Source organism: Sphingomonas flavescens (assembly GCF_030866745.1).
Lineage (GTDB): Bacteria > Pseudomonadota > Alphaproteobacteria > Sphingomonadales > Sphingomonadaceae > Sphingomicrobium > Sphingomicrobium flavescens.
This window is the reverse complement of record NZ_CP133016.1, coordinates 2,530,879-2,555,693: the sequence shown is the minus strand read 5'-3', so window position 1 is coordinate 2,555,693 and position 24,815 is coordinate 2,530,879. Positions and strand designations below refer to the sequence as shown.

Sequence of the window (24,815 nt, the reverse complement as noted above, 5' to 3'; positions counted from 1 at the left end):
AATTAATACACGAGGCTTGGCGGGGTTCCCTTCGCGGCCAGTCGCGCTACTGTCGTTCCGCCGACCCAGCAGCAGGAGCGCTTCGATGCTGAAGGAATTCCGGGAATTCATCGCCAAGGGTAACGTCCTCGACCTCGCCGTCGCCGTGATCATCGGCGCCGCCTTCGCGAAGATCGTGACCAGTCTGACCGACGACATCATCATGCCGATCATCGGCAAGATTTTCGGCGGGATCGATTTCTCCAGCCACTTCTTGCTCATGGGTCCGGTGCCTGCCGGTTACCAGGGCTCGCTGACCGACTATGCGGCGCTCAAGCAGGCGGGCGCGCCGGTGCTCGGCTGGGGCGAGTTCGTGACCCAGTGCGTCAGCTTCCTGATCCTCGCCTTCATCATCTTCCTGATGATCAAGGCCGCGAACAAGGCGATGCGCAAAGGCCCGGACGCGCCCGCGGGCCCGACCGAGGTCGAGCTGCTCACCGAGATCCGCGACGAACTGAAGCGGCGCTAGGCGCTACTTCGGCATGCCGGTGATGCCGGTCGCCTTGCGCAAGGCGTCGGCATCGATCCGGTAGCCGTCGTTGAACACCGTGGTGATGTGCCGCAGCGCGCCGAGGTTCTTCGACACGTCGCCCTCGACCAGGATCATGTCCGCGTCCTTGCCCGGCGCGATCGAGCCGGTGGTCTTGTCCATGCCCACCATCCGCGCCGGCACGATCGTCGCGCTCTGGATCGCCTCGGCGGGCGTGAACCCGGCCTGCTGATTGTACAGCTCCAGCTCGCGGACCAGTTCCAACCCGTAGCCGTCGGTGCCCGCAACCACCCGCACACCGGCCTTATGCAGCCGCTCGACCAGACCGACCATCTTGTCGAAGCTCTTGCGATAGTCGTCCCGGGTCAGGCCCTCGCCCAAGGGGTAGCCGGCGATCATGAAGCCGCGCGCGACCGACGCAGGCACGACGTCCATATAGGGCGCATATTCCGGCGGCGCCTTGGTGCCGTCCGACGTCATCAGCGGTTCCCACACCGTCAGCGTCGGGTCGACGATCGTCTTGCGCTGCGCAAGCTCGGCATAGAACGCCTTCATCGCCGGGGAGTCGAGATCGACGTCCTTGCCGTACCTGGCCGGCCCGTCGAGCCGCGCCGAGGTGTTGGCCTTGTCGACCACCGACTGCGGCATCGCCTGCATCATGATGAAGTTGATGTGTGTGACCTCGTCATAGCCCGCGCGCACGGCATCCAGCGGCCGCATCCCCGCCGGCACGTGGCCATGGACGTGAAGACCAAGCTTGTGGGCCTCTGCCGCGCCCGGCGCGATCCACGACGGCGTCATCGACGTGTAGAACTTCACGCCCCACAGGCCCGCCTTGGCTATCTTGTCGACGGCCGCGACCGTCTCCGCCTCGCTGCTCACCGTCAGCGCGCCCTGCGCGGCCAGCGGGTCCTTGCGGTCGACGATGACCGAAATCTTGCCGTCGGGTGCGATCAGGTCGCCCGCCTTGCGGCGCTTGATGATGTCCAGCGCCTTTTCGAGCACCGTGCCCGGGCTGCGGACATTGACGATGCCGGTCGCGACGTTCTGCACCATGTTCCAGTCGTCGCCGATGTGCTGGTGCGAATCCCACAGGCCGGGAACGAGCGACTTGCCGGTCCCGTCGATCCGCGTCGCGCCCGCCGGCGCCTTCAGCGATCCGCCCGCGCCGACGGCCGCGATCTTGCCGTTCTGCACCAGCACCGCGCGGTCGGGCAGGAACTGCCCGGCATCGGCGTCGAATAGCAGCACATGATCGATCAGCGTCGGCGCCCGCGCGGCGGGCGTCAGCACCTGGTGCGCCAGGTCGCGGACCATCTTCGCGGTCGCCGCATCCTGCAGGTCCCGGAGCTTGGGCGCGTTCTTCTCGTACCCCTCGGGCACCATCGAAATGATTCCGGCCGTGCCGAAGAACTTGCCGCGCTCATCGAGCCAGACGGGGAATGGGTTGAAATCCAGTCCTTTGACGAACGCCAGCTGGATCGTCTTCGGACCGCCAGGACCCGTGATGGTCGTTTTCTCGCCGCGCGTTACCGACCCTCGTCCGCTCGGCAGGATGTCGACGCCCTTCTCACCCGCCGCGACCAGCACGTTGATCAGATTCTCGTTGATCAGCCGCGGTCCGCCCTTGGTGTCGTAGATCTTGTTGCCGAACGGCGCGGACGCCTCCCCGCTGGTCGTCTTCCATGTCGCCTTGCCGCTCGCGTCGACCGCGAAATCCTCGGTGGCATCGCCCTCGTCATTGTAGCCGCGGATCTTGATCGCGACCGGCCGCCCGTCGGCGCCCAGCTTCACCGTCGCATCTTCCTCGGTGATCCAGCCGCGCAGCGACATCGACATGCGGTAGGCGATCGAGCCGTCGGGCACCTTCCACGACCAGATGTCGCCGTGCTTCGCCGCATCGGACGCCAGCACATAATGCCGCGCGCCGGCCGGCGGCTGCATCAGTTGCTCCTTGGGAGTCGGCGCAGCAAGCGCGGGCACGCTGGCAGACAGCAGGGCAGCAAGAATCAGTCGGCGCATGAGAACCCCCTCGAGCGAATATCGAGGAGATGGTGGCAAGCCGCGCGGCATCGCGCAACGCTGCATCGAGGGAAGAGGGAAAGTGGGAGGCTTCTGTTGCCCGGCGCCTCCCGTGCCGCTGGATTCCCCTTCTGTTGCCCGGTGGGGTCCGACCGCGCTTTTGTCTTTGTAACTTAGACCGTTAGGCCGTCAGTTACGCAGCAATAGCAAGAGCCTCGTTATCGTTGGCACTTGTGTGAATGAACCGTCGCGGTGGCTCAAACCGATCGGCAATCGGGCCTTTATTGCATTCGTCGATCCTATTTCGCCCCCATCAACATCCGCGCACGGGTCAGCGCGGTTGATGGTGGAGGCGCCGGGGTACTGCCCCCCGGGTCCGAAATGCCTATTCCACCTGACAGTCTACCGACATAGCCGGTTGCCCGGCATGGACGGAGATAAGGATTTTGCGCGTGAATCTCAAGCGGAGCCTTGTTATGGGGCACGCATTCACAGCCTCAGTGGGGAACGCAAGGCAATGAAAAGACTGGCTTTTGTAATGATTTCTGCCGCTGTTGTGGCGCTTGGCGCGTGCAACAAGGGCAGCGAGGATACCGTCCAGAATGCGGAGCTTAACCAGCCGGCGCCGGACCAACTCAACGACCTTGCCAACCAGGCGGCGATGGACGCCGCCAACGAACAGGCCGCCGCGCTGAACGCCACGGCCAACGACGTCAAGGAAAAGAATGTGACGGTAGAGAACGTCACCAATCCGACCGACGAAGAGCAGCAAAACGTCGCCGGTATGTAAGGATTGCGGCCGGTGAGCGACGACGCCATTCCGGCCGCGACCCTGATTCTAGTGCGCGAGCGACCTTCAGGGCCGCCCGAATTGCTGATGGTCGAGCGCGCCGGCGGAATGGCGTTCGCGGCCGGTGCGCTAGTCTTTCCGGGCGGGCGTATCGATGACGCCGACCGGGCCCTCGCCATCGCTCACGACCTCCTGCCCGACGCCGTCGCCGCAATTCGCGAAACCATTGAAGAAGCCGCTGTCCCCGTCGGCCTATCGCCGGTTCCTGACGCGGCCACGACTCTTGCGCTGCAGGAGGCGCTCGTTGCCGAGCAGCCATTCGCGGACCTCCTGCGCGACGCCGGTCTTGCGCTGGACGCGGATGCGCTGACGCTATTCGCGCGCTGGGTGCCGAAGTTTCACGCCGTCCGCCGATTCGACACCAGCTTCTTCGTTGCGCGGGCGCCAGCAGGCGACTGGGAGCCGCGCGTGATAGAGCATGAAAGCCGCAGTGCCGCCTGGCTGACCGCCGATGAGGTCTTGGAGCGCGACCGGCGCGAGGAAGCGCGCCTGATCTTCCCGACCCGGCGCAACCTTGAGCGGCTCGCCCAGCACGCTTCGTTCGACGACATCGTCCGTGACGCCGAGGCTCATCCGATCGAACCCGTCACACCTTGGGTCGAAGAGCGGGGCGGTGAACGCTTCATCACGATCCCGGATCATCTTGGGTATCCGGTTACGCAGGAGCGGCTGGACGGCCTGTGGCGCGGCTAGTCCGCACGCTCCTGACGATTGCCCTGCTGCTTGGCGCCGCGATTGCTACGTACATCTACGGGCGAGATTATGTCCGCCGTCACCCACAGGACTTCCCTTGGACCCGCCTCACTCTGCGCGATCCAATTGGTCCGTTCACCGGCCGGAAGCTCGCCGCCCTTGCGAGCGACACGCCGCAATGCCGCATGCTGCTACGCGATGCGGACGCGGCGGATGAGCCAGCGCCCGCGCGCCAGTCGGGCCCTGATTGCGGCTACGCCGACGGCACGCGTCTCGTCGCCCGCGAAGGAGAGGCGAGTTTCAGCCCAGCCGGCCTCGTCACCAGTTGCCCAGTGGCCGCAGCGCTCACGATTTGGGAGCAGCAAGTCCTGAAGCCGGCGGCAGCGCGGCACTTCGGCAGCCAAGTCACCGCCATCACCCATGCTGGCAGCTATTCCTGCCGTCGAATCTATGGACGCGATTATGGCAACTTCAGCGAACATGCCCGCGCCAATGCGGTCGACATCACAAGCTTCCGGCTGGCTGACGGCACCCGCATTACGGTTCTGGCCGACTGGTCGGGCAACTCGTCTAAGTCCGCCTTCCTGCGCAACGTGCGCGACGGGGCGTGCAGCCTATTCGCGACGACGCTCTCGCCGGATTACAACCGTGAGCACCGCGACCATCTTCACCTCGACCTGGCCCGGCGTGGCGAGTTCGGCGGAAGCCTGTGCAGCTGAGACGCGGACGAGTCGGTGTCGATCCAAACAAAAAAGGGACCCGCCGAAGCGGATCCCTTTTTCTTTCTGAAACCGCCTGAAATCTATTTCAGGTGGTTCGACAGATGCTTGTTCATTTCGAACATGCTGACGCGTTCCTTGCCGCCGAAGACTTTCTTCAGCTTGTCGTCAGCGACGATTTCGCGTTTGTTTTGCGGGTTTTGCAGGTTGTTCTTGCGAATGTGGTCCCACACCTTCGAAACGACCTGGCTGCGCGGCAGCGGGTCATTACCGCAGATCGCGGCGAGGTCCGCCGACGGTTGAACCGGACGGGCGAGACCGCCCCCTGCCTTCTTTGCGCCTTGTGCCATACTGGCCCTCCTGTTGATCCTGTCTTTGGATAGAGCGCAAAGCGCAGGGCTTTGCAATGCCGCGCAGAGGGAAAAGCGGTTGTTTCAGCGCGTAAACGGAACGACCCGGTTCCCCCCATCATGGCCGATGTCCGCGCGGCCACCGAAAACGATGCCCGATCGCCGGCACCAATCCTCGACGATCTCGACATCCGTGCCGGCAAATTCGCGCTCGTTGGGCAAGATGTCGCTCACACGCCCAAGGCGGATACGCCGAACCTTCTGCACGGCCGGGCTGGACGTAATGTGGAACATCGTCCGGTCGGTCCGGTAGAGCTGCTCGCCCAGATCTTCGAGTAACAAGTCGACGCCGGTAAAATCGGGTTCCAGGCTCGTGCCCAGCAGGTTCGACAGGACGGTCATGTTGAACGCCATGGCAGGCCCGTCCAGCGCTGGCTCGAGCGCGGCCGCGTCACGACGAACCAGCCAGTCGAGCGCTCGCCCGACGGCTCCCTCGCCACCGCTGCGCAAGACGTCCTGCGGCATCGGCGCCCAGACGGCGCTGAGCCCCGCCTTGTGCAATCCGGCGTGAAGGAAGCCTGCATCGCTGTAGCCCGCGTAGACCTTACCTTTTGCCGCCGTAGGAAGGTCCGTCACCGCGGCTTCCGCGATCCTGTTCGATCCATAGCCGCCGCGCGCGAACCACACCGCATCGACCGCTGGGTCCGCCATGACTTCCCGCAACGCCGCCAACCGCGCCTCGTCCGGTCCGGCAAAGTGGCCGTCCGACAAATAGCATTGCGGGTGGATCGCCAGCTCGCAATCGCCCCGCGCCGCCACGATCGCCTGCACCGCCTCGGCGGCCTCCGGCTTCAAGGGACAGGACGGAGCAACGACGGCGATGCGCATCAGGGATGCTTAGAGGGCCTGTTCGCCAAACTGCAATGCGCCTGCCGGCAAAAAAAGGGCGGCCACATCGGACCGCCCTTCTTCGTTAAGTTGATGTGGCTTACGCGGCCTGCTTCCACTGCGGCTGAAGCTCATTGTGGGGCGGGCAGTCGGCGACCGCCCCGACTGGCAGTCCGCCAAGTTCATTTGCAAAGCCGTGGTTGACGTCGCGGTGGTGCGCTTCGTCTGCGCGGACGACCAGCACCACATCACGCAGCGTCGCATTGTCCGGCAGGCCCCAGTAACGCTTGGCGATCTCCGGCGCCGGCACATTTTCCGACCGGCCCTCGTCGATCTCCGCGAGATAGTGGGTGTAGCTGATCACCGCTTCCTCTTCGAAGTAACCGACGACGCGATGGGCGGTCTTCGAGCTGATCAGGTAGAGCGCGAAGAAGAAACAATAGAACACCCATTGCGCGCCCATGATCACCGCCCGCTCGAAAAAGGTCGGCTTGCTGATCTCGATGAAGGTCATCAAGTGCATCCGCTCGTTCTCGGCTTCGTCCATCAGCGTGCGGATCCAGCCCCGGTCGTCACAGATGCGGCGCAGGCAGTGCAGGTGGTTGATGGTGGCGCCGACCATCCCTGGCACCGCGGCGACCGTCTCCAGCACCACCGCGCGATGGCCATAGCGTTCCGCGAAAAAGGTGTCCGCGCACCAGCGCAGCAATTTGGTGAAACCGAACGCGACGCGATCGGACAGGCCTTTGGGCTGATGATGTACGCTAAGATCGATGAAAGGCGCGTTCATTCGTGCTGCTCCTGGGTAAATTTCTCGGGCGAACGGCCCGTGGCGAATGACTAGGCGGGCGCTCCAATCGCCAAAATCAGGACTATCCCTTACGTAGGATCCCCTAGCTGCTCGCTCGGTGCTGCATCGCTGATCGCGCGGTCGATGATCCGCAGCGAGCGCTTGCGTCCTTCGGATTCGACTCTGCGGCGATACCGTTCGAGCCGCGTCGTCAGGTCGTCGGCCTTGTCGGTGCTTGGATCGGGCTTTGCGCTCATGCGGCCCAGATTAATCCGCCTCACGCTCGCTTTGGATAAGTAAGTTCCCTAGGTGCGGTGACGGTTCGAACCGGCTTTACGTGGAACGCGTGGTGGTCATGGATCAAGCAGGGAACGGCACGTCCGAGCATTCCGAAGCGCATTTGCGCTCGATCCTCGCGACCGTGCCGGACGCCATGATCGTCATCGACGAGCAGGGCACGATCCTGTCGTTCAGCGCGACTGCCGAAAGGATGTTCGGATTCGGCGAAGACGAGGTCGCTGGCCGTAATGTGAAGATGCTGATGCCTTCCCCGGACCGTGAGCGGCACGATGGATATCTGAGTAATTACCTGGACACCGGGCAGCGCAAGATCATCGGGATCGGCCGGGTCACTACGGCCCTCCATCGCGACGGCAGCACGTTCCCCATCGAGCTGTCTGTCGGCGAAGCCTGGCTCGGCGAGCATCGCATCTTCACCGGTTTCATCCGCGATCTCAGCGAGCGCCAGCAGACGCTGCTGCGGCTCCAGGACCTGCAATCGGAGCTCGCTCATGTCGGGCGCGTCTCCGAGATGGGGACGCTCGCCTCTTCGCTCGCGCATGAGCTCAATCAGCCACTCACCGCCGTTGCCAGCTACTGCGAAGGCGCGCGCGAGTTGCTCGACCGCAACCCAACGGACGAAGACCTCGCCATGGCGCGCGAAGCTCTCGATGAGGCAGCCGAACAGGCGGTCCGCGCAGGCCAGATCGTCCGCCGCCTTCGCGACTTCATGAGCCACGGCGAAATGGAGCGCCGCGCCGAAAGCTTGCAGCGACTGATCAACGAAGCCAATGCGCTTGGACTGGTCGGCTCGCGCGAGCACGGTATCGACGTGCAAATGGCCCTCGACCCGCTGGCGGATGAGGTGTTCGTCGATCGGATTCAGATTCAGCAGGTGCTCGTGAACCTGATCCGGAACGCCATCGATGCGATGATCGACGCTCCCCAGCGATGCCTGAAGCTGACCACCCGGCCGGCGCCAAAGAATCTGGTCGAAGTGATTGTGGAGGATACTGGCACTGGTATCGACCCGGCCCTCGCCCCGCAGCTTTTCCAGCCGTTCGTGACTTCCAAACAGAATGGCATGGGCATCGGCCTTTCGATCTGCCGCACCATTGTCGAGGCACATGGCGGCCGCATCTGGGTCGAACCGCGCGCCGACGGCGGCACCGCCTTCCACTTCACCGTCCCTGCAGGAGAACCGCGCCAATGACCGGCGAGCCACGCCAGGTGTACATCGTCGACGATGACAACGCGATCCGCCGCTCGGTCGGCTTCGCGCTCAAGACGTCGGGATTTCAGGTTTGCGCTTTCGAGGACGGCGCTGCGCTGCTGAAGGCGGCTGGCGACCTCGATGAGGGCTGCATCCTGCTCGACATACGCATGCCCGGCATGGACGGGCTGGAAGTGCAGGAAGCGCTGAAGGCGAAGGGCGTAGGCCTTCCCGTCGTGATCATGACCGGCCACGGCGACGTCAGTCTTGCGGTGCGCGCAATGAAGGCCGGCGCGGTCGATTTCATCGAGAAGCCATTTCAGAAAGCGGTGCTGCTAGGCGCGTTGGAGCAAGCCTTTTCCCGTCTACGCCATGCCGCAAACAGCCGCGAGCATGCGGACGAGGCGGCGGTCAAGCTGCAGGCGCTGACCGCCAGGGAGCGGGAGGTGCTGGATGGTCTGGCCAAAGGCCTGCCCAACAAGTCGATCGCCTATGATCTCGGCATCAGTCCCCGGACGGTCGAAATCCATCGCGCAAACGTGATGACCAAGCTTGGCGTACGCAGCCTGTCGGACGCACTCCGCATCGCGTTCGCTGCCGAAGGCGACTGAGCTAGGGAACATTACGGATAGAGCGCGCGGCCGCTCCTGTTCAATTTGTCAGAACAGACAATCGAACTGGGGAGCATCCACATGGAAAGCCGTCAAACCCGCCAGCAACTGCTCGCCCGCGGCGAAATCGTCAGCCCGCCCGCTGAGCGGGCTTGCACCGATCAGACTTTCGAACTTCCGACCGGCATCTACGTCGCCATGGCCGCGCTTTTCGCCGGTTTCGTCGGCGTGCTCGGCACCAGCTTTCGCAGCGGTCATCTGGCGGTTGTCTACGGCGTCATTTGCGTATTCCTCGCGGCCTTCTTCGCCATCCCGGCGATCTTCCCGAGTGTCGGCAAGCGCCAGTCGCGCCGCGGGTCGATGGATTGGTGGGAGTTTCGCGAAAACGGCATCGTCACCGCGACCGGCCACGCTTCGGCACGCGAGGCGACCATCCTTGTGCTCCTGCTGCCCTTCCTGATCCTGTGCTTCGCGATCGCCATCGTCACGATCAGCGGCATGGTGTCCTGATCACGAACGCGCACCACGGGGTCAGGCGGAAGGTGCCAGCCTCTCCAGAACCTTGGTGCGCACCTCGGTCGGAGTGACGGCCAGATCCGCGGCTCCAGCGTCAGCCACCAGGCGGCGCTGGGCCACCTGGCCGGACGGGTCCTTCGGCCGGACCGTATAGATGATGACCGGCACTTTCATGCCGCGCTGCTTCATCTCCTGCGTCATTTTCAAGCCCGCCAGCCGGTCTTCGCCACGGCCGAGATCACTGAGCACCAGGTCGTAATGGTTAACGGCCAGCAGCTTCAGCGCATCTTCGGTGTTGTGCGCGAGGTGCACGGCTAACCGGCGCTCTTTGAACAGCGCGATTTCCAACCGATTGTTCGCCGGATGATCGTCGACCCACAGGATGGTTGCGCGTGCGTCGGGTGCGTCATGCGTGATCGGTGGTGTTTCCCTCACCGCTATCGCGGGCTTTCCCAATGACAACGCCAGCAACCCCACGATAGCAATCACGAGCAGCATGAGCGAAGCACCGATCGGTCCGCTGCGAAGCCGCCTGGGCGTGGCCGAGAGGTGCGGCGCGGCATCGGCAACGGGGGGCTCCTCCGGGCCGCAGACTTTGCCTTTACGCTCACGCAGCGCGTACCCAACGCCGTAGGATGCAACGATTTCGAGCTGCGAACTCGCGAGTGCCTGCCGCAGCCTGCCGATAGCCTTCGCCAGGCTGTTTTCATGGACGATCTGATCGGGCCAGGCGGCTCGCAGCAGGCGCTCTTTGTCGACCGGCGTTCCCAGATTTTCAGCAAGTGCGACGAAGATGTTGCAGGAGCGGTTGTCCAGCAATGTCTGGCGCCCCGCGGCGTCAAGCGTCCGTGCTTCACGATTAAAAGCGACATCTGCAATTCGCAGTGATGAAGTTGGCGCGCCGCTCATCTGGGATCACTCATACGCAACTGACCTCACGTATTTATGAAGGCGGCTCAGCCCCGTCAAAAGCGCGGCTTTCCTAATTGGATTCCGTGTGAGTAATTCTGGATTGTCCGCTCGAGGAGCGCCTTAATGTCACGGTAAATGCGCTGCCTGGCGTGAACTTTATGAACTTACGGCACTCGCTTGCCCGATTGCTCTCTTCTGGTGCAGGCTTCGCGCATCGGTCGTGGGGGAATCAATGGAAAGAAAGATCGCATTAGCCGTCTGTTTCGCTGCTTTTGGCGCGATTTCGGCGGCGCCGCCCGCGGCCTATTCGGTCTTGATTCGCGGCGGCACGATTTATGATGGATCGGGCAGTACTCCGTACGTGGGCGACGTCGGCCTGAGGGGCGACAAGATCGTCTATGTCGGACCCAAGGCGCCGGGCCGTGCCGCGCGCACTGTCGATGCTACGGGCAAGGCAGTGTCGCCCGGCTTCATCAACATGCTGAGCTGGGCCAACGAAGCGCTCATCGCGGACGCGCGGGGTCTCGGCGACACGGCGCAGGGGGTCACGCTGGAAGTGTTCGGCGAGGGCAGTTCGATGGGCCCGTGGAATCCCAAAATGAAGCGGCTGGAGCTCAAGCGGCAGGACGACATTCGGTTCCCAATCACCTGGACCACGCTTGGCCAGTATCTCGAGTTCCTCCAGCGAAAGGGCGTCACGCCAAACGTCGCATCGTTCGTCGGCGCCACCACCGTGCGCCGCAACGAACTCGGCGAGCGCGATGTTGACCCGACCCCCGCGCAGTTGGACCGCATGCGCGCGCTCGTCCGGCAGGCGATGCGCGAAGGCGCGCTAGGGGTCGGCTCGTCGCTCATCTACGCGCCCGCGACCTTTGCGGAGACGCCGGAATTGATCGCGCTGACCACTGAAGCGGCGAAGTGCGGCGGCATGTACATCAGCCATATGCGCGACGAGGGGCCGCGCCTGCTCGAATCGATCGACGAGTTGGTCGAGATTTCCGCCAAGTCTGGCGCGCCGGCGGAAATCTATCACTTCAAGCAGGCGGGCCAGCGTAACTGGGGCAAGCTCGACGCCGCCATTGCGCGGGTCGAGGCTGCGCGGGCGGCGGGCCACCGCATCACCGCCGACATGTACACCTATCCGGCCAGCTCTACCGGCTTCGACGCGGCCTTCCCGACCTGGATGCAGGACGGCGGGATCGAAGCCTGGGTCGCCCGCCTCAAGAATCCTGCGCAGCGCGCCAGGGCCCTGGCCGAGATGCACAGCGACAAGGTCACGGAAAATGGCGAGCTGGTCGTAAAGCAGCCGGACAAGGTCATTCTCGTCGGGTTCAAGACGAACAAGCTGAAGCCACTCGCTGGCAAGACTCTCGGCGAGGTCGCCCGCGAGCGCGGCAAGTCGCCCGAGGAAACCGCGGCCGACCTGATCGTCGAGGACGGCACACGCATCCAGGTCGTCTATTTCAGCATGAGCGAAGACAATGTCCGCCGCGAAGTCAGCCTGCCGTGGATGAGCTTTGGCTCCGACGCCAGTTCGATGGCGCCCGAAGGTGTTTTCCTGAAATCGAGCACCCACCCCCGCGCCTACGGCAATACCGCGCGGCTGCTCGGCAAGTATGTCCGCGACGAGAAGGCCGCCCAGCTGCCCGACGCCATTCGGCGTCTGACCTCACTCCCGGCGACCAACCTGTCGATCAAGCAGCGTGGCTGGCTGAAGCCCGGCTATTACGCCGACGTCGTGGTGTTCGACCCAGCCACGATTCGCGACAACTCGACCTTCGCGAAGCCGCACCAACTGGCCACCGGCGTGAAGGACGTGTTCGTCAATGGCGTCCAGGTCTGGCGTGATGGCCAACACACCGGCGCCAAGCCGGGGCGTTTCGTCCGCGGGCCGGGCTGGACCGGCTGGCCGGGCGGTGGCGCCTGCCGCCGCTAGCCTTCCCGTCGATCGCCGATTAGGGCCGCGGCGATGATCGACACTCCGGTTTTCTTTAGCGGCATCGGCGGCAGCGGCATGCTCCCCCTCGCCTCCATCGTCTGCGCCGGCGGCGCGCGGGTCGCGGGCTCCGACCGCTCGCTCGACGCCGGCCGCACGCCGCAGAAATTCGACTATTTGCGTTCCCTCGGCATCCAGTTGTTCGCGCAGGACGGATCGGGGCTGCAGCCCGGCATGACGCTGGTCACCTCGGCGGCGGTCGAGGACACGGTTCCGGACGTCGTCCGCGCTCGCGAGCTAGGCCTGACGCATCTCACCCGGCCGCAATTCCTCGCGCAATTGCTCAACGCTGCTCAGCGTAGCGTCGCAGTCGGCGGGACCAGCGGTAAATCAACCGTCACCGGCATGATCGGCTGGATCCTTCAGGCATGCCATCGGCAACCAACGGTCATGAACGGCGCGGTGATGAAGAATTTCGTCACGCCATCCGCGCCCTTTGCCAGCGCGCTGGTCGGTGATCCAGCGCTGTTTGTCAGCGAAGTGGACGAAAGCGACGGCTCGATCTCGCTCTATCGGCCAGAGGTTGCGGTGCTGACCAACATCAGCCTCGATCACAAGGAAATGGCCGAACTGCGGGGGCTTTTCGCCGGCTTCCTGAAGGCCGCGAAGAAGGCCGTGCTTAACCTCGACGACCCAGAAACCCGCGCGCTTGCCGATGCCGTAGGGTCGGACAAGGTCGTCGGTTATGGCTTCGACAGCCCTGGGGCCGCTTTCATGGGCAAGGATTTGCAGTTGCTGTCCGACGGCGTCAGCTTCGCGGTCCACGCCGAAGGTGCGCGGCACGAAGTCGGGCTCTCCGTCCCGGGTCGCCACAACGCTTCGAATGCGCTCGCCGCCATCGCCGCCACTTCGCTGCTCGGTGTGCGCATCGAGGACGCGGCCAATGCGCTGGGCCGGTTCGAAGGGCTGAAGCGCCGTCTTGAGACGGTCGGCAAGGCAAAAGGCGTTACGGTCATCGACGATTTCGCGCACAATCCCGACAAGATTGATGCGACCCTGGCCACGCTCAGAGCGCAACCGGGCCGGCTGCTCATCATGTTTCAGCCGCACGGCTTTGGACCGCTATCGAAGATGGGCGAGCAACTCGCTGACAGCCTGGCCAAGGGCATGGAAGCCGATGACAGATTATTCCTTCCCGACCCGGTTTATCAGGGCGGCACCACGGAGCGGCACCGGGGGTCCGACTGGCTCGCCGCGCAGGTGAGGGATTGCGGCAGAAAGGCGGATCATGTCGCGGAGCGTCCGGCCATTGGCGACGCGCTCGTTGCCGAAGCCAGGAGCGGCGACCGCATCCTCATCATGGGCGCGCGTGACGATACGTTGATCGATTTCGCCGAGGACTTGGTCTCGCGGATCAGCGGTCGGAACTGATCGAGGCGCGCCGCGTCGGTCGGACATGGCAAACCGGAAAATCGTGACGGGCTGGAAGCTGGACCGTCAAGATCGCGACATGCTGCTGGCGCGCTTTGAACCGGCTTATCCGAATGTCGTCGCCGACCACGTGACTCTGAACAGCGGGGCGACGCCGGAAACGCCGCTTCCGCGGCAGGTGACCGCGCAGATCGTCGGGCGGGCCGACGACGGGGCCGGCGTCGAATGCTTCACGGTGGCGATCGACGGCACGACGGACCGGCCTGACGGCTCAACCTATCACATTACATGGTCGCTCGGCGCAGGCCGCCGGGCGCGGGAGAGCAACGACGTCCTTCGGGACCGCGGCTGGGAGCCGCTAACGAAGCCCTTCGAAATCAACCTAGAGCCCGCGCGCTTTTAATGCAGCCGCGTCTCTTTCTCGATGCGGATGGCGTGCTCGCCGACTTCGATGGCGGCATGCGCAGGCTGCTGGGCAGCGCGCCCGACGCCTACATCCGCAAGCATGGTCAGCACGCATTCTGGAAACGCTTGCACGCGGCGCCGGACTTCTACGCGCGGCTGGACGAGATGCCCGACGCGCAGCAGCTTTTCGCTGCCGTGCGACACCTCGATCCCACGATCCTGACCGGGCTGCCGCGCGGGACCTGGGCAGCTCCACAGAAGGTCGCCTGGGCCGCAGTCCATTTTCCAGGCGTGCCGATCATTACCTGCATGGCGCGGGACAAGCATTGCCACATGCACCGCGGCGACGTGCTCGTCGATGATCGTGAAAAGCATCGCGCAACCTACGAGGCCGCGGGCATGATCTTCGTGCATCACAAGAATGCCGAAGACAGCATCCTTCAGCTGACGAAAATCTTCCCGTCTATCGCGGCAGAAACCGCCGCGACCCGCGTTTAGGCGGCGGCCTTCAGGTCGACCTTCTCGACCCATTCCGGCCAGAACACCGGCTCGCGGCTCGACCAACCCGGCGCAGTGGCCGCACTCTCACTGATCGACTGCAGCAAGGTGCGGCGGCGATCGGGGTGGAGGTGCGGAAGGGCTGCAGCGGAGCAGAAGGCCGACGGCAGCCACGGCCGCGCCGAGGCGCCAATGAGGCGCTCATACAAGAAGCGATAGGCAGCGAAGTTCGGGAGACGATCCTGCCCGAGATCGAATGCGCTAAGCGTAATCAGCATGCCCACGAACGGCTCGATCATGTCGAGACCGCTGTCGTCCGGGACCTGCAGGCGCAGATGGTCGAGCTGCTTGTAGAGACGTGCCTGCGCGCGGATCGAGGCGGCTTCGCCTTCGTCGCGAGCCCAGCATTCGATCGGGTCACGGCGGCCATACGCCACGTCGAGCGACCGACGGATGTAGCGCTGCGTCGCCTTCGAAAAGCCCGCGAACTCTTTCATCTCCGTGATCAGCATCGCACCGCTTGCCGGCTGGCTGGTCCGCGTAATCATGACCCCGACTCCTCTAACCCCGGGCGGGAACATGCGGCGTTGATGGTTGCAACTTGCTTAACCACAGTCCCACCCCCCGTTCAGAGTGAATCAGAGGAGAGTCCTAGCGTCTAGGCAAAAATGGCCCGCGCGCCGTTAAACTGTGGATTGTTGATTATTTGCAACGGCCTGACCGTAACGACTAGGCGCTCAGTCGGGAAATCCGGAGGACGGCGCAGGTCCCTGATCGCAACCGGGCTGCGTGGCTGACGGAGGATCGGACGCATCCATGGACTCGTCACTGCCGACGTCGACTTTCGCATCGGCGTCTTGCGGGTTCTTCTTGAGCTTTTGTTCCAGGTCGCTTTCAGGCGGCGCTGAAATTACCGGCGGGGGGACGTTCCCCTTGCGCGTGTCGTCGTTCACAGCAAATCCTCCATCCGGTATAGATTTCGGCAGGCCAACGACTGGAAAGCCTCGTGCGTTCCTCGGGGGTTTCGACCGGCTGCATTTGCGCTTCTGCCAACGGGCAGGCGGCGGTTTGCGCACAAGGAGTTTTGGGACATGAACGTACCAATGCTCATGACACGACCACCCGTGGCGCCGGCCCGGTTCAGCGACTGGCCGCTCGCACTGAAATCGATCGTCGGCTTTTGGGCCTTTTATGCGCTGACGGTGATCGCCCGTGCTTTCCTGGGTGCTGATCCGTTTACGGTGCTGGAAAACAAGCTTCTCGTGATTGGCGTCGGTATCGTCATCACGCTGGCCATTTACGTTGCGATCAGCACACTGGGCGAAGGATCGTCCATCCGGCGCAAAGCCGCGATCGCACTTGTCTCCTCAATGATCGGCGCCCTGACCCTCGGCAGCATCATGGTGGCCGCCGAAGACTGGATGCGCGAAAGCAAGGAGGAATTCCGGTTCCAGGCGCGCGAGGGCTTTACCGTCGTCGAGCGGGGCAACCAGATCCGTATCGAGCGAACGGCTCAGGAGCCGCTCACACTGACAGTTCCGCGAATGCGCGAAATCGACCCGATGAAGCGCGTCCGCATGGCGCTGGACATCGCCGTCACATGGCTGTTCTTCTTCATCGGCTGGAGCGCCTTTTACATAGCCAACCAAGCGCAGGCGGCCGCGTTGCGCGCCCAGCGGCGACTTGCCGACGCGGAGTCCGCTGCGCAGGCCGCGCAGGTTCGGGCACTGCGTTACCAGGTCAATCCGCACTTCCTCTTCAACACGCTGAACTCGCTCTCTTCGCTCGTCATGACGGGTCGTACGGACCGCGCGGAAAACATGTTGCTGGCGCTGTCCACTTTCTTCCGCACCAGCCTTTCGCTGGATCCCACCGCCGACGTCAGCCTTGCCGAAGAGATCGATCTCCAGCGGCTCTATCTCGACATTGAGATGGCGCGCTTCCCTGATCGCCTGACGGTTGAGATCGAAGTGCCCGCCGATCTCCAGCAAGCGCGGCTGCCAGCCCTCATCCTCCAGCCGATCGTCGAGAACGCGATCAAGTACGGCGTGTCAAAGAGCCGGAAAGCCGTGCTCATCCGCATCGAGGCGCGCAAGATCGAGAACAATCGCATGTCGCTCGAAATCAGCAATCGGATGAAACATGGCGGCAAGGATGGACTGCCGGCGGCGACGCACGAAGGCACGGGCCTCGGCCTTGCCAATGTCTGCCAGCGGCTCGAAGCGCGTTGGGGAACGCGGGCGAGCTGTCGCTATGGCCCGATGAACGGCGGCGGCTACAAGGTTTCGCTGACCATGCCGGTGGAAATGCATGACTGAGCCCGAACCGCTGCGGGTCCTCATTGCCGACGACGAACCGCTTGCGGCGGAGCGGCTGCAGTTGCTACTGGCCCGGGCGGAAGGCGCGCAGCTGGTGGGCACCGCAAGCGACGGCGACAGCGCGATCAATCTGACGGAAGCGCTCCACCCGGACTTGCTGTTGCTCGACATTGCGATGCCAGGCCGCGACGGGATTGCCGTCGCCCGGGCGCTTGCATCGCAATGTCCGTCGCCTGCGGTCGTGTTCGTGACCGCGTTCGACCAGTTTGCCGTGGCCGCATTCGAGGTCGAAGCCGTCGATTACCTGATGAAGCCGGTCGATCCCAACCGGCTGCAACGTGCGCTGGATCGAACGCGTGCCTACCTCCAGCAGCGCCGGACCGGACAGCAGCCGGGGCAGGTGTCCCAATGGCTCGAAGAGTTCTGGGCGTCGGACCTGTCGGGGCTGGTGCGGATCGCATCTCGGGACGTCGACAGGGTGTCGGCGGAGCGCGACTACATGCGACTGCACGTAGGGCGGCGCAGCTGGCTTATCCACCATTCGATGGCTGCGCTTGAAGAGGGACTGGACCCCGAACTCTTCGTGCGGCTGCACCGCTCGGCGATCGTCCGCAAGGACTTCATCTCGGGTTTCTCGCGCAATCCTTCGGGTCGTTGGATCGCCCGGCTGTCGGACGGGACCGAACAACCTGTCGGCCGACTGTATTCGGATCGCGTGCGGGCGATTGCCGGCCGCTAAGCAGCAAAAAAGCCGCCGCGCCCTTGGTGGGAGCGTGGCGGCCGGCACAGGAGACTCACTTCGCCGTGACGACTAGCGAGGTGGCCTGGAGAACTTCGACGCTCGGATGACGGGCATTGTTGATTGCCGCTAAAATCGCCGGCTGCGCACCTTCCAGCGCGCCGGTGCGGCAGAGCTCAACCTCGCGCGCCCAGTTGAAATCGCGCGTGTCGGCCTGCCCGCAGACGTATGAGGCGGCAAGGTTGACCCGCCGCTGCAGCCTGTCCTGGCCCTTGGCGGATGCAAGATTCAGGTCGGCATAGGAAACAGCCATGGAGCGGGTATCCTGCGCATGGCTTACGGTCGGGACCACCAACACGGCCGCGACTGCGAGCGCAGCGGCTGCGGGGATTGCTTTGAACATCATGTAACTCCCTTTGTCTGCGACGCGGGACAGCTGGGGAATGGAGAGGGTCGCCCCGCGTCGCAGGGTGGAGATCGCGCAAATCGGCGGCGAATTCGCGCCATCATCGACCAAGCACGCGCTAAATATCGGCGGCTCGACGAGGGTCGTTCGTGAATGGCCAAATCGACGAACGGTGGTCAGCCACCGTTCAAAATGATTAACGCGTTTCTCGGTCTACGATGCTGGCGAGGGTCACGTCATGAGTAACGTTGCCGACCGTTCGGAAGATGTCCGGCACCATTTCTACAGCCACTAGTAGCCCCAGTGGGGCGATCGGAACGCCAAGAGCCAGCGCGATTGGCGCGATCGAGCTGATGTAGGTCACTTCGCCCGGCAGGCTGACCGCACCATAGCTCATGACCGCGCCCACGGCGGTTGCTGCGACCATTTGCGCAAAGGTCGGCTCGAGGCCGAGCCAGTGCGCGACGTAGAATGCGACAGCGGTGTTCATGGCGGGACCAGTCGCGCGGAACAGCGCCACTGCGATCGGCAGCGATACGTCGCTGACCTCGTCGCGCAGGCCCATTTGTTTCGCCGATGCAAGCATGGCGGGAAGCGATGCGAGGGATGACCGCGTTGAGATCGCGACAGCCTGCGGCGCAATCAGTGCCCGCGAGAAACTGCCCAGATTAACCCGTCCGGCCACCGCAGCCAGCGGATAGGCTGCAAGCGTCACGAGGATGCCGATCACGGAGATGATGATCACATAATGGCCGAGTCCCGCGAACGCGGCGCCTCCGGCGGTCGCACCGACGGTGAAGGCCAAGGCGAAAACGCCGATTGGCGCTACCGCCAAGACCCAGCCGATCACGACCAGCAGCGCCTCCCCGACCGCTTCGAACACGGTCACCACGGCCTCGCGCCCGCGGGCCGCGATCTTGGTGAGGGCCAGTGCGAACAATACGGCAAACACCGTCAGGGGAAGGACATCGCCGTTGCTGGCCGCAGCCACCACGTTCGATGGCACGACCCCTTTAAAGAACTCGGCAGCACCAGGCAGCGGACCTGATGCCGTTTGCTCGACATGGCCCAGCGCCACCTGCAGCAGCCCCGCGGTGTCGCGCGAAAGTGGAAAAACGCCGGTCAAGGCGACGGTCGCGATGGCGCCAAAGATCGACGATAGGGTGCAGATAATGACGATCCACAACACTGAACGTCCCGCAATACGGCCCGCTTGAGCCGCTTCGGCGCTTTTGGCGATGCCGACGATCAACAGCGCGACGACCAACGGAATGACGGTCATCTTCAGGCCGTTGAGCCACAGCGTGCCGACGAATGAGGCAACGCCAAGCGCATTGTCGCGCGAGCCGCCGCCTAATCCGTTGGCGAAGATCCCCGCGACAATGCCGAGCACCAGTGAACCGAGTGCATAATAAGCCCTCAGACCCGCGCCGGCCTCTTTTGCCGGCTTACCGTCCGCTTCGGTCAACGCGGCTTCTTAAACTTGAAGACAGCCCGGTCCGTCTTGCCGCGGATCGACGCATCGAACACGCCCTTGCTGTGATCGTCGGCGGCGTTGCGGAGCAGATCGCTAGAACCCGCGAGCACAAATCCCGCGCGCTTGAAGTCGGCCTTGATGATTTCCGGGTCGATGCGGTGCATCTTTTCGACGCTTTCGCGCGGATCGCTCTTCGCGTTCGCAACGTGGTCGACTACGCCCACGACCCCACCCGGCTTCATGGCGGCGTAAAGCCGCTTGAGCCAGGCATTCGGATCCTGTCGTGGGATCTTGCGCTCGGCGCTTTCCCAATAGGTATCGTGGTAGTCCATATTGATCAGCGCAAAGTCGAACTTCGCCTTGGGCAGGTCCGGCGCTTCGAATGGGCTGGAAATCAGGCTGACGTTCTTCGCGCGCCCGGCAAAATCTTCGAACGGCACGCGGTTCTTGTCAGTCAGGAACTGCGTGGGCTGCCAGACGGTGATGTGGCCCTTGGGCCCGACCACCGGCGACATGATCTCCGCCCAATATCTGTTGGCGCCGAACATATCGAGCGCCTGGATGCCCGACTTGACCCCGAAGAACTGCAGCAGCGCCGCCGGTTTACGGGATTCATCCAGCTTCACGTTGTCCGGCGTGCGGTTGGCAGTGTCGGCGACGGCAGCAGCCAAGGTCGACTGCGCGGATGCAAGGGTGGCAATTGGCGACAAGGCAAGGGCGGCAGTAGCGATGAGCAGCAAGCGCATGATTTCTCCCCTTCGTTAGGACCCCTTATTGCCCGTGGGGCGCCGGCGCCAGTCATCACGCGATAATCGCCGATCCGCCGCTTCTCTTCGACAAGCGCTAGGCTGGCGCTGACTCTCGTGCCATCGCGGCGACGAGTTTGAGGGCTTCGTGCGCCGACAGCGCAGCACCTTCCTGCCACAGTCCCTGATAGCTCAGATGCTCGCCCGCGAAGACGATCGGCCCCTCGGGCTTCAGCAGTTCGGCATAATCGGCCCCACGCGCACCATTGCCGCCGGGCCCATCGGGCCAGATCGCGCCCACGCCTTCCGAATATGGAACCAGCCCCCAGCCGACCGTCACGCCTTTGCCTAACAGCCTCGACCGTCCCGGATGCAGGGCCTCCACAGATTCCCGCGAGACTTGAAGCCGCTTTGCATCGCTGTAGGCGGCAAATTTCTGCGGGTTGTCGCGATGAGTCCAGCCGGCGACGTAGGCACCCACCAGCACGCCCTTGGCGGCCCCGATGTTGTTCGACGGGTAGATGACGTTCTCATTATCTCGGTCGGTCCAGGCCAGTCCGCCGAAGATATTATCGTCGCTTTCCCAGAAGCGCGGCGCCTCGAACGCGACCTTCACGCTGGGCAAATATTCGACCTTCTTCAGCGCCGCCTGCTTGGCCGGTGAGAAGTCGTTCGGAATTTTGGTCAGCAGGTTCGCGCCGAGCGTACACACGCAAACGTCGGCTTCGGTGATCTGTTTGCCCGGGCCGTGCTCGATCCGGACGCGATCGCCCGCGCGGCGGATGGCAGTCACGGGCGACTTCAGGCGCACCAAGGGCTTCACCGGCTGATAAATGGCGTGCGCGATGCGATCCATGCCGCCGACCGGCTGCAGCATCGTCGATTGCATGTCCCAGATGTGCTCGAACAAATAAGGCAGCGTCACCGCGGGCGACGGCGCGAGGTCCTTGAAGGCCAGCGAACCAAGCGGCACTGGCGCCTGCGCGTAACCGCCGCCGTCCGTCGCCCAGCCCGAAGACCCGGATGGTCGATAGGTGCCTTTGTCGTCCAGCGAACCGTACGGAACGAGAAATTGGCGAACCATCGCCAGCTCATCCTTCGACACCACCCCGTCCAGGGCGTGACGGTCGATGGCCTTCGCCAGCAACTCCGCGAGGTGTCCGCGAAGATCTTCAACCATCCGCCGCTCCGGCTGGACCTTGCCGCCGAAGTCCCAGCCGGCGTTGCGATTGACGTTGATGAACGGCTCCAGCTGGACACCGAAGCGGCGCGCGTAGCCCAGAATCACGCGATGCGATGAGGGCAAGCGCGCCGGGCCGGCGTTGAAATAGAGCCCGGGATCGAAGGAAGCGTGCTGGTCGGCGCGGCCCATCTGGACGATGCGGTCACCGCCGCGGATCGACCACGAGCGGCCACCAATGCGGTCGCGCGCTTCGAGCACCGTGACCCGGTAACCCGCGCGCTGAAGTTCATAGGCGGACACCAATCCGGCGACGCCGGCGCCCAGGACGACTACAGACTTACCATTGCCCGCCCGTGCGAGCGCGAAATTCTCTGCCCCCGCCGCCGTTGGGATTGCCAAGCCCAATGTCTCCATTGCCATGTAGGCGGCGCCGATGCCCCCCGCGTGGCCAATGCGTTCAAGCAATCCCCTGCGTGTCAGTGCCATCGACTCGCCCCCTTCGGTCAAAAGCTGCGGCACACTGCCCTATTTGCCGGATACGGGGGAGTGAATTCGTCGGCGCACGTGCATCGTCCCGCGCTGTCGCACGTTGAAGTCTCAGCTAATCACCATTGGAGGTACATATGGCTGAACATTCAGAAACTATCACCGCACTCAACACGCTGATCGCAACGACCATCGACAGCGTGAACGGATATGAAGACAGCGCGAAGAATATCGACAATGAGCGCCTGCGCGAAATCTTCCGCCAGCGCGCCGATGAGCGGCAGGAAGTCGTTTCAAAGCTCCGTTCGGAAGTGCAGCGCCTCGGTGGAAACCCGGAGGATGACGGCTCATTCCTTGGCAAGACCCACCAGCGTTTCGAAGATTTGAAGGCGGCCATTACGGGCCGCGATGAAAAGTCGATCATCAACGAGGTCGAACGCGGCGAGGATTATCTCAAGGAGAAGTGGCAGGCTGCGCTGCACACCGATGGCATTCAAGGTGAGAGCCGCCAGGTGATTGAGCAATGCTATCAGTCGGTGAAGCAGGGCCACGACCAGATCAGCCAGCTGAAGCACGGGCTGGAAACTCCGAGCAACGCTTAAACGTTAAGGCGCGGAACACCCCCTCCGTTTGGGGTGGGGCGCGGGGCAGCGATCAGGCCAGCGACGCTGCCCCGCCTGCGTTTCTCAATAACCCATCAGGGCGAGGACCTCGCGGCGACTGCGTTCGTCCTCGCGGAACGTGCCCATCATCCGGCTGGTCGTCATCATCACACCCGGCGTCTGGACGCCGCGCGCTGTCATGCAGGCGTGGCTAGCCTCGACGACGACCGCCACGCCCTTCGGCTCAAGATGCTCCCAAATAGCGTCGGCAACCTGAGCGGTCAGCCGCTCCTGCACCTGCAGCCGCCGCGCAAAGCCATGTAGAACGCGCGCCAGCTTGCTGATCCCGACGACGCGGTCACGGGGCAGATAGGCGATCGAAGCGGTCCCGATGATCGGCGCCATGTGGTGCTCGCAATGGGATTGGAATGGGATGCCCTTCAGCAGGACGATCTCGTCATAACCTCCCACCTCCTCGAATGTTCGACTCAAATGATCGGCCGGGTTTTCGAGATAGCCGCGCGCATATTCCCGCCAGGCCCGTGCAACCCGCCGCGGCGTGTCGAGCAAGCCTTCGCGGTCCGGGTCGTCGCCGGCCCAACGAATGATCGTTCTCACCGCCTCCGCAACGTCTGCCGGTACGGCGTCCGCCGGGGGCGGTTCGACCAGATCGCCATCCACTGGATCGCCGCTCATGCGCAAAGCTCCTGCTCAATGTCTGCCGCCACCCGCGCGGCCTGCTCGCGGATATCGGGCACCGCGATGATTTCCCAATACCGGCCTTTGGTCAGCGGACCCATCGCCCACAGATGCTTTGCCGCGCGACAGACTCCGTCGACTTCGAGTCCAATTCCGAGATGATCGGGCTTTACCGCTCCCGCATTCAACAGACTGCGCAGAAGCGGATCACGGGTGTGCGTCATGCTGTGCAGCGGACCCGTGCAATTGAATGCGTAGGCGAATGTTTCGCGCTGCGGCTTGCTCGCGCGTCGCCGCCGATAGGTCACCTCGAGCTTACTGTCGGTGACCGTCGCAGTCTCGATTCGGCCGGCGACAATCTCAAGCTGGCCGCTGGACACCATTTGCGCAACCGTGGAGCCGACCTCGGGCGCGATCCGGTGACGGTGAACGTCCCACCACGGACGGGCGTGGCGGAGGAACCGGCGCTGTTGCGTAGTGTCGAGGCGCTGCCAGAGGGCATGGCTGTGCGGGCGAAGGCTGTCGACGGCGGCCCGCCAACCTATCCGGGCGCCACGTTCCCGAAGCCACCGCGTCAGGCCGCGAACATCGCCTTGCGGGACGTCCTCCAACGCTACAGGCACGGGATCAAAATCCGCATGGGTGCGGGGAATAAGCCCGCGCCGCGAAAGCGCGACAATGCGGCCTGTATAACTGGCGGCATCGAGGGACAGCACCAGATCGACCATCGTCAGCCCGGTGCCGACGATCAGCGCCGCCTCGCCATTGCTGGCAAGATTCGCGATCGCGTTGCGAGCTTCATCGCCCCATGGATTGCGGATGAACCGGCTGCCAGCATCCGCGAACGCCCGCAACCCGTCCGGTTCCTGATTGCCGGTCGCAAGCACCAGAGCGCTCGCCTCCAGGGAAGAACCATCGTCCAAGCTAACGCGCCAGCCGTCAGCGACCTGGTTCGCGGCCGTCGCTGTGGCGTTCAGGGACGCGACGTTGCCGCTCGCTTCCGCGTGCCCGAGCAATCCGCCGAGATATTGGCCGAAGAAGCGCCGTTGCGCGAAGCCGCGGCGGTGCCCGCCCGCGGCTTCGAAGGCGCGGGCGAAATGATCGGGCTCATCTGCCAGCGCGCTCATTCCTTGGGCTGGAACGTTGAGAAGGTGCGCGGGCTCGGTCGTCGAATATGCCACGCCCTTGCCTACGCGCCCGCTGCCGTCGATCAGGACAGAGCTGATGCCGCGCCGGGCAAGCTGCACCGCAAGGATAGTTCCGGAAGCCCCTCCGCCAGCGATTGCGACAGCGCGGCGATCAGATTTCGTAGTCAGGCCAACTCTCCGGATTGGCCGCGCTCGCCTTTCGCGACTGGATATGATCGTAAATGCGCGCAACGGTCCGCCCGGCGGTGTCGGTGAACAGGCCAGGGACGATGGCATGGACCATGGCCGCGCAGCCGGCACTGATCAATTCAGCGCCGATCTTAACCGCGCCGAGACCATGTCCGCCCCAAGTCATGCCGAGGGAACGAG

General features: G+C 63.9%; 29 protein-coding genes and 1 other RNA gene. 14 read left to right on the top strand and 16 right to left on the bottom strand.

Annotation, left to right across the window (positions count from 1 at the left end):
• Positions 1-85 precede the first annotated feature (85 nt).
• Positions 86-508, top strand: coding sequence for a large conductance mechanosensitive channel protein MscL (gene mscL, locus QU596_RS13130; protein ID WP_308516057.1), 423 nt, complete (start codon positions 86-88; stop codon positions 506-508).
• A gap of 3 nt (positions 509-511) precedes the next feature.
• Here the strand turns inward: mscL and QU596_RS13125 are convergent, their stop codons facing one another.
• Both QU596_RS13125 and ssrA read right to left on the bottom strand, forming a co-directional pair.
• Positions 512-2,551 carry an amidohydrolase family protein gene (locus tag QU596_RS13125; protein WP_308516056.1) on the bottom strand — a complete coding sequence of 680 codons (2,040 nt, stop codon included), beginning with the start codon at positions 2,549-2,551 and terminating at the stop codon, positions 512-514.
• 119 nt (positions 2,552-2,670) lie between these two features.
• Positions 2,671-3,018: a transfer-messenger RNA gene (ssrA, locus tag QU596_RS13120) on the bottom strand.
• Between ssrA and QU596_RS13115 the strand changes: the two genes are divergently transcribed.
• From QU596_RS13115 to QU596_RS13105, 3 genes are read left to right on the top strand one after another with little or no spacing between them, the layout of a single operon-like run.
• Positions 2,979-3,341, top strand: a complete 363-nt coding sequence (locus tag QU596_RS13115) for a hypothetical protein (protein WP_308516055.1) — start codon at positions 2,979-2,981, stop codon at positions 3,339-3,341. The two genes, ssrA and QU596_RS13115, sit on opposite strands and share 40 nt — an antisense overlap.
• A gap of 12 nt (positions 3,342-3,353) precedes the next feature.
• Positions 3,354-4,094 carry an NUDIX hydrolase gene (locus QU596_RS13110; RefSeq protein WP_308516053.1) on the top strand — a complete coding sequence of 247 codons (741 nt, stop codon included), beginning with the start codon at positions 3,354-3,356 and terminating at the stop codon, positions 4,092-4,094.
• The gene (locus QU596_RS13105; protein WP_308516052.1) at positions 4,082-4,813 is read left to right on the top strand and encodes an extensin-like domain-containing protein; all 732 of its coding nucleotides are present in this window, start codon (positions 4,082-4,084) and stop codon (positions 4,811-4,813) included. Before QU596_RS13110 ends, QU596_RS13105 begins: the two co-directional genes overlap by 13 nt.
• Before the next feature lie 83 nt (positions 4,814-4,896).
• Here QU596_RS13105 and QU596_RS13100 read toward each other — a convergent pair whose 3' ends face one another.
• From QU596_RS13100 to QU596_RS13085, 4 genes are all read right to left on the bottom strand, one after another.
• Positions 4,897-5,163 (bottom strand): SWIB/MDM2 domain-containing protein, encoded by a 267-nt coding sequence (locus tag QU596_RS13100; RefSeq protein WP_308516051.1) that lies wholly within the window; start codon positions 5,161-5,163, stop codon positions 4,897-4,899.
• Positions 5,164-5,247: 84 nt separating this feature from the next.
• Positions 5,248-6,051 (bottom strand): LD-carboxypeptidase, encoded by an 804-nt coding sequence (locus tag QU596_RS13095; RefSeq protein WP_308516050.1) that lies wholly within the window; start codon positions 6,049-6,051, stop codon positions 5,248-5,250.
• A 100-nt stretch (positions 6,052-6,151) separates the two neighbouring features.
• Positions 6,152-6,841, bottom strand: coding sequence for an alternative oxidase (locus QU596_RS13090; protein ID WP_308516049.1), 690 nt, complete (start codon positions 6,839-6,841; stop codon positions 6,152-6,154).
• 89 nt (positions 6,842-6,930) lie between these two features.
• Complete coding sequence (locus tag QU596_RS13085; RefSeq protein WP_308516048.1) at positions 6,931-7,098, bottom strand: hypothetical protein; 168 nt, start codon at positions 7,096-7,098, stop codon at positions 6,931-6,933.
• A 98-nt stretch (positions 7,099-7,196) separates the two neighbouring features.
• Between QU596_RS13085 and QU596_RS13080 the strand changes: the two genes are divergently transcribed.
• The 3 genes from QU596_RS13080 (at position 7,197) to QU596_RS13070 (ending at position 9,454) form a co-directional block, all read left to right on the top strand.
• Positions 7,197-8,333, top strand: coding sequence for a PAS domain-containing sensor histidine kinase (locus QU596_RS13080; RefSeq protein ID WP_308516047.1), 1,137 nt, complete (start codon positions 7,197-7,199; stop codon positions 8,331-8,333).
• Complete coding sequence (locus QU596_RS13075) at positions 8,330-8,944, top strand: response regulator transcription factor (protein WP_308516046.1); 615 nt, start codon at positions 8,330-8,332, stop codon at positions 8,942-8,944. Before QU596_RS13080 ends, QU596_RS13075 begins: the two co-directional genes overlap by 4 nt.
• An 81-nt stretch (positions 8,945-9,025) precedes the next feature.
• Entirely contained in the window at positions 9,026-9,454 is a 429-nt protein-coding gene (locus tag QU596_RS13070) for a hypothetical protein (RefSeq protein ID WP_308516045.1), read from the top strand.
• Positions 9,455-9,475: 21 nt separating this feature from the next.
• Here QU596_RS13070 and QU596_RS13065 read toward each other — a convergent pair whose 3' ends face one another.
• On the bottom strand, positions 9,476-10,369 hold the full coding sequence (locus QU596_RS13065) for a response regulator (protein WP_308516044.1): 894 nt from the start codon (positions 10,367-10,369) through the stop codon (positions 9,476-9,478).
• A 235-nt stretch (positions 10,370-10,604) separates the two neighbouring features.
• Here QU596_RS13065 and QU596_RS13060 point away from each other — a divergent pair, with 235 nt between their 5' ends.
• The 4 genes from QU596_RS13060 to QU596_RS13045 are packed head-to-tail and all read left to right on the top strand — an operon-like array spanning position 10,605 to position 14,642.
• Positions 10,605-12,308 (top strand): N-acyl-D-amino-acid deacylase family protein, encoded by a 1,704-nt coding sequence (locus tag QU596_RS13060; RefSeq protein ID WP_308516043.1) that lies wholly within the window; start codon positions 10,605-10,607, stop codon positions 12,306-12,308.
• Between the two features lie 33 nt (positions 12,309-12,341).
• Entirely contained in the window at positions 12,342-13,739 is a 1,398-nt protein-coding gene (locus QU596_RS13055) for a Mur ligase family protein (RefSeq protein WP_308516042.1), read from the top strand.
• 25 nt (positions 13,740-13,764) lie between these two features.
• Entirely contained in the window at positions 13,765-14,142 is a 378-nt protein-coding gene (locus QU596_RS13050) for a hypothetical protein (protein ID WP_308516041.1), read from the top strand.
• A complete protein-coding gene (locus QU596_RS13045; protein WP_308516039.1) occupies positions 14,142-14,642 on the top strand; it encodes a 5' nucleotidase, NT5C type in 501 nt (166 codons plus the stop codon). Before QU596_RS13050 ends, QU596_RS13045 begins: the two co-directional genes overlap by 1 nt.
• On the opposite strand, the gene QU596_RS13040 is transcribed toward QU596_RS13045, so the two are convergent.
• Both QU596_RS13040 and QU596_RS13035 read right to left on the bottom strand, forming a co-directional pair.
• Entirely contained in the window at positions 14,639-15,190 is a 552-nt protein-coding gene (locus QU596_RS13040) for a P-loop NTPase family protein (RefSeq protein ID WP_420030926.1), read from the bottom strand. The genes QU596_RS13045 and QU596_RS13040 overlap by 4 nt on opposite strands.
• Positions 15,191-15,379: 189 nt before the next feature.
• The gene (locus QU596_RS13035) at positions 15,380-15,595 is read right to left on the bottom strand and encodes a hypothetical protein (protein ID WP_308516037.1); all 216 of its coding nucleotides are present in this window, start codon (positions 15,593-15,595) and stop codon (positions 15,380-15,382) included.
• Between the two features lie 138 nt (positions 15,596-15,733).
• On the opposite strand from QU596_RS13035, the gene QU596_RS13030 reads away from it, so the two are divergent.
• Together QU596_RS13030 and QU596_RS13025 are read left to right on the top strand one after the other, a co-directional pair.
• Positions 15,734-16,960 carry a sensor histidine kinase gene (locus QU596_RS13030; RefSeq protein WP_308516035.1) on the top strand — a complete coding sequence of 409 codons (1,227 nt, stop codon included), beginning with the start codon at positions 15,734-15,736 and terminating at the stop codon, positions 16,958-16,960.
• The gene (locus tag QU596_RS13025) at positions 16,953-17,699 is read left to right on the top strand and encodes a LytR/AlgR family response regulator transcription factor (protein ID WP_308516034.1); all 747 of its coding nucleotides are present in this window, start codon (positions 16,953-16,955) and stop codon (positions 17,697-17,699) included. Before QU596_RS13030 ends, QU596_RS13025 begins: the two co-directional genes overlap by 8 nt.
• 55 nt (positions 17,700-17,754) lie before the next feature.
• On the opposite strand, the gene QU596_RS13020 is transcribed toward QU596_RS13025, so the two are convergent.
• The 4 genes from QU596_RS13020 to QU596_RS13005 form a co-directional block, all read right to left on the bottom strand.
• A complete protein-coding gene (locus QU596_RS13020) occupies positions 17,755-18,105 on the bottom strand; it encodes a UrcA family protein (protein ID WP_308516032.1) in 351 nt (116 codons plus the stop codon).
• A gap of 196 nt (positions 18,106-18,301) precedes the next feature.
• Entirely contained in the window at positions 18,302-19,573 is a 1,272-nt protein-coding gene (locus tag QU596_RS13015) for a dicarboxylate/amino acid:cation symporter (protein WP_308516030.1), read from the bottom strand.
• Positions 19,570-20,328 (bottom strand): methyltransferase, encoded by a 759-nt coding sequence (locus QU596_RS13010; protein ID WP_308516029.1) that lies wholly within the window; start codon positions 20,326-20,328, stop codon positions 19,570-19,572. Before QU596_RS13010 ends, QU596_RS13015 begins: the two co-directional genes overlap by 4 nt.
• Before the next feature lie 97 nt (positions 20,329-20,425).
• Positions 20,426-21,997, bottom strand: a complete 1,572-nt coding sequence (locus QU596_RS13005) for a flavin monoamine oxidase family protein (RefSeq protein ID WP_308516027.1) — start codon at positions 21,995-21,997, stop codon at positions 20,426-20,428.
• Positions 21,998-22,134: 137 nt separating this feature from the next.
• Between QU596_RS13005 and QU596_RS13000 the strand changes: the two genes are divergently transcribed.
• A complete protein-coding gene (locus tag QU596_RS13000; RefSeq protein ID WP_308516025.1) occupies positions 22,135-22,599 on the top strand; it encodes a PA2169 family four-helix-bundle protein in 465 nt (154 codons plus the stop codon).
• Positions 22,600-22,683: 84 nt separating this feature from the next.
• Here QU596_RS13000 and folE read toward each other — a convergent pair whose 3' ends face one another.
• The 3 genes from folE to QU596_RS12985 are packed head-to-tail and all read right to left on the bottom strand — an operon-like array spanning position 22,684 to position 24,801.
• Complete coding sequence (gene folE, locus QU596_RS12995) at positions 22,684-23,295, bottom strand: GTP cyclohydrolase I FolE (RefSeq protein WP_308516024.1); 612 nt, start codon at positions 23,293-23,295, stop codon at positions 22,684-22,686.
• Complete coding sequence (locus QU596_RS12990) at positions 23,292-24,545, bottom strand: FAD/NAD(P)-binding protein (protein WP_420030925.1); 1,254 nt, start codon at positions 24,543-24,545, stop codon at positions 23,292-23,294. Before QU596_RS12990 ends, folE begins: the two co-directional genes overlap by 4 nt.
• A gap of 52 nt (positions 24,546-24,597) precedes the next feature.
• On the bottom strand, positions 24,598-24,801 hold the full coding sequence (locus QU596_RS12985) for a DUF6356 family protein (RefSeq protein ID WP_420030924.1): 204 nt from the start codon (positions 24,799-24,801) through the stop codon (positions 24,598-24,600).
• Positions 24,802-24,815: the final 14 nt, after the last annotated feature.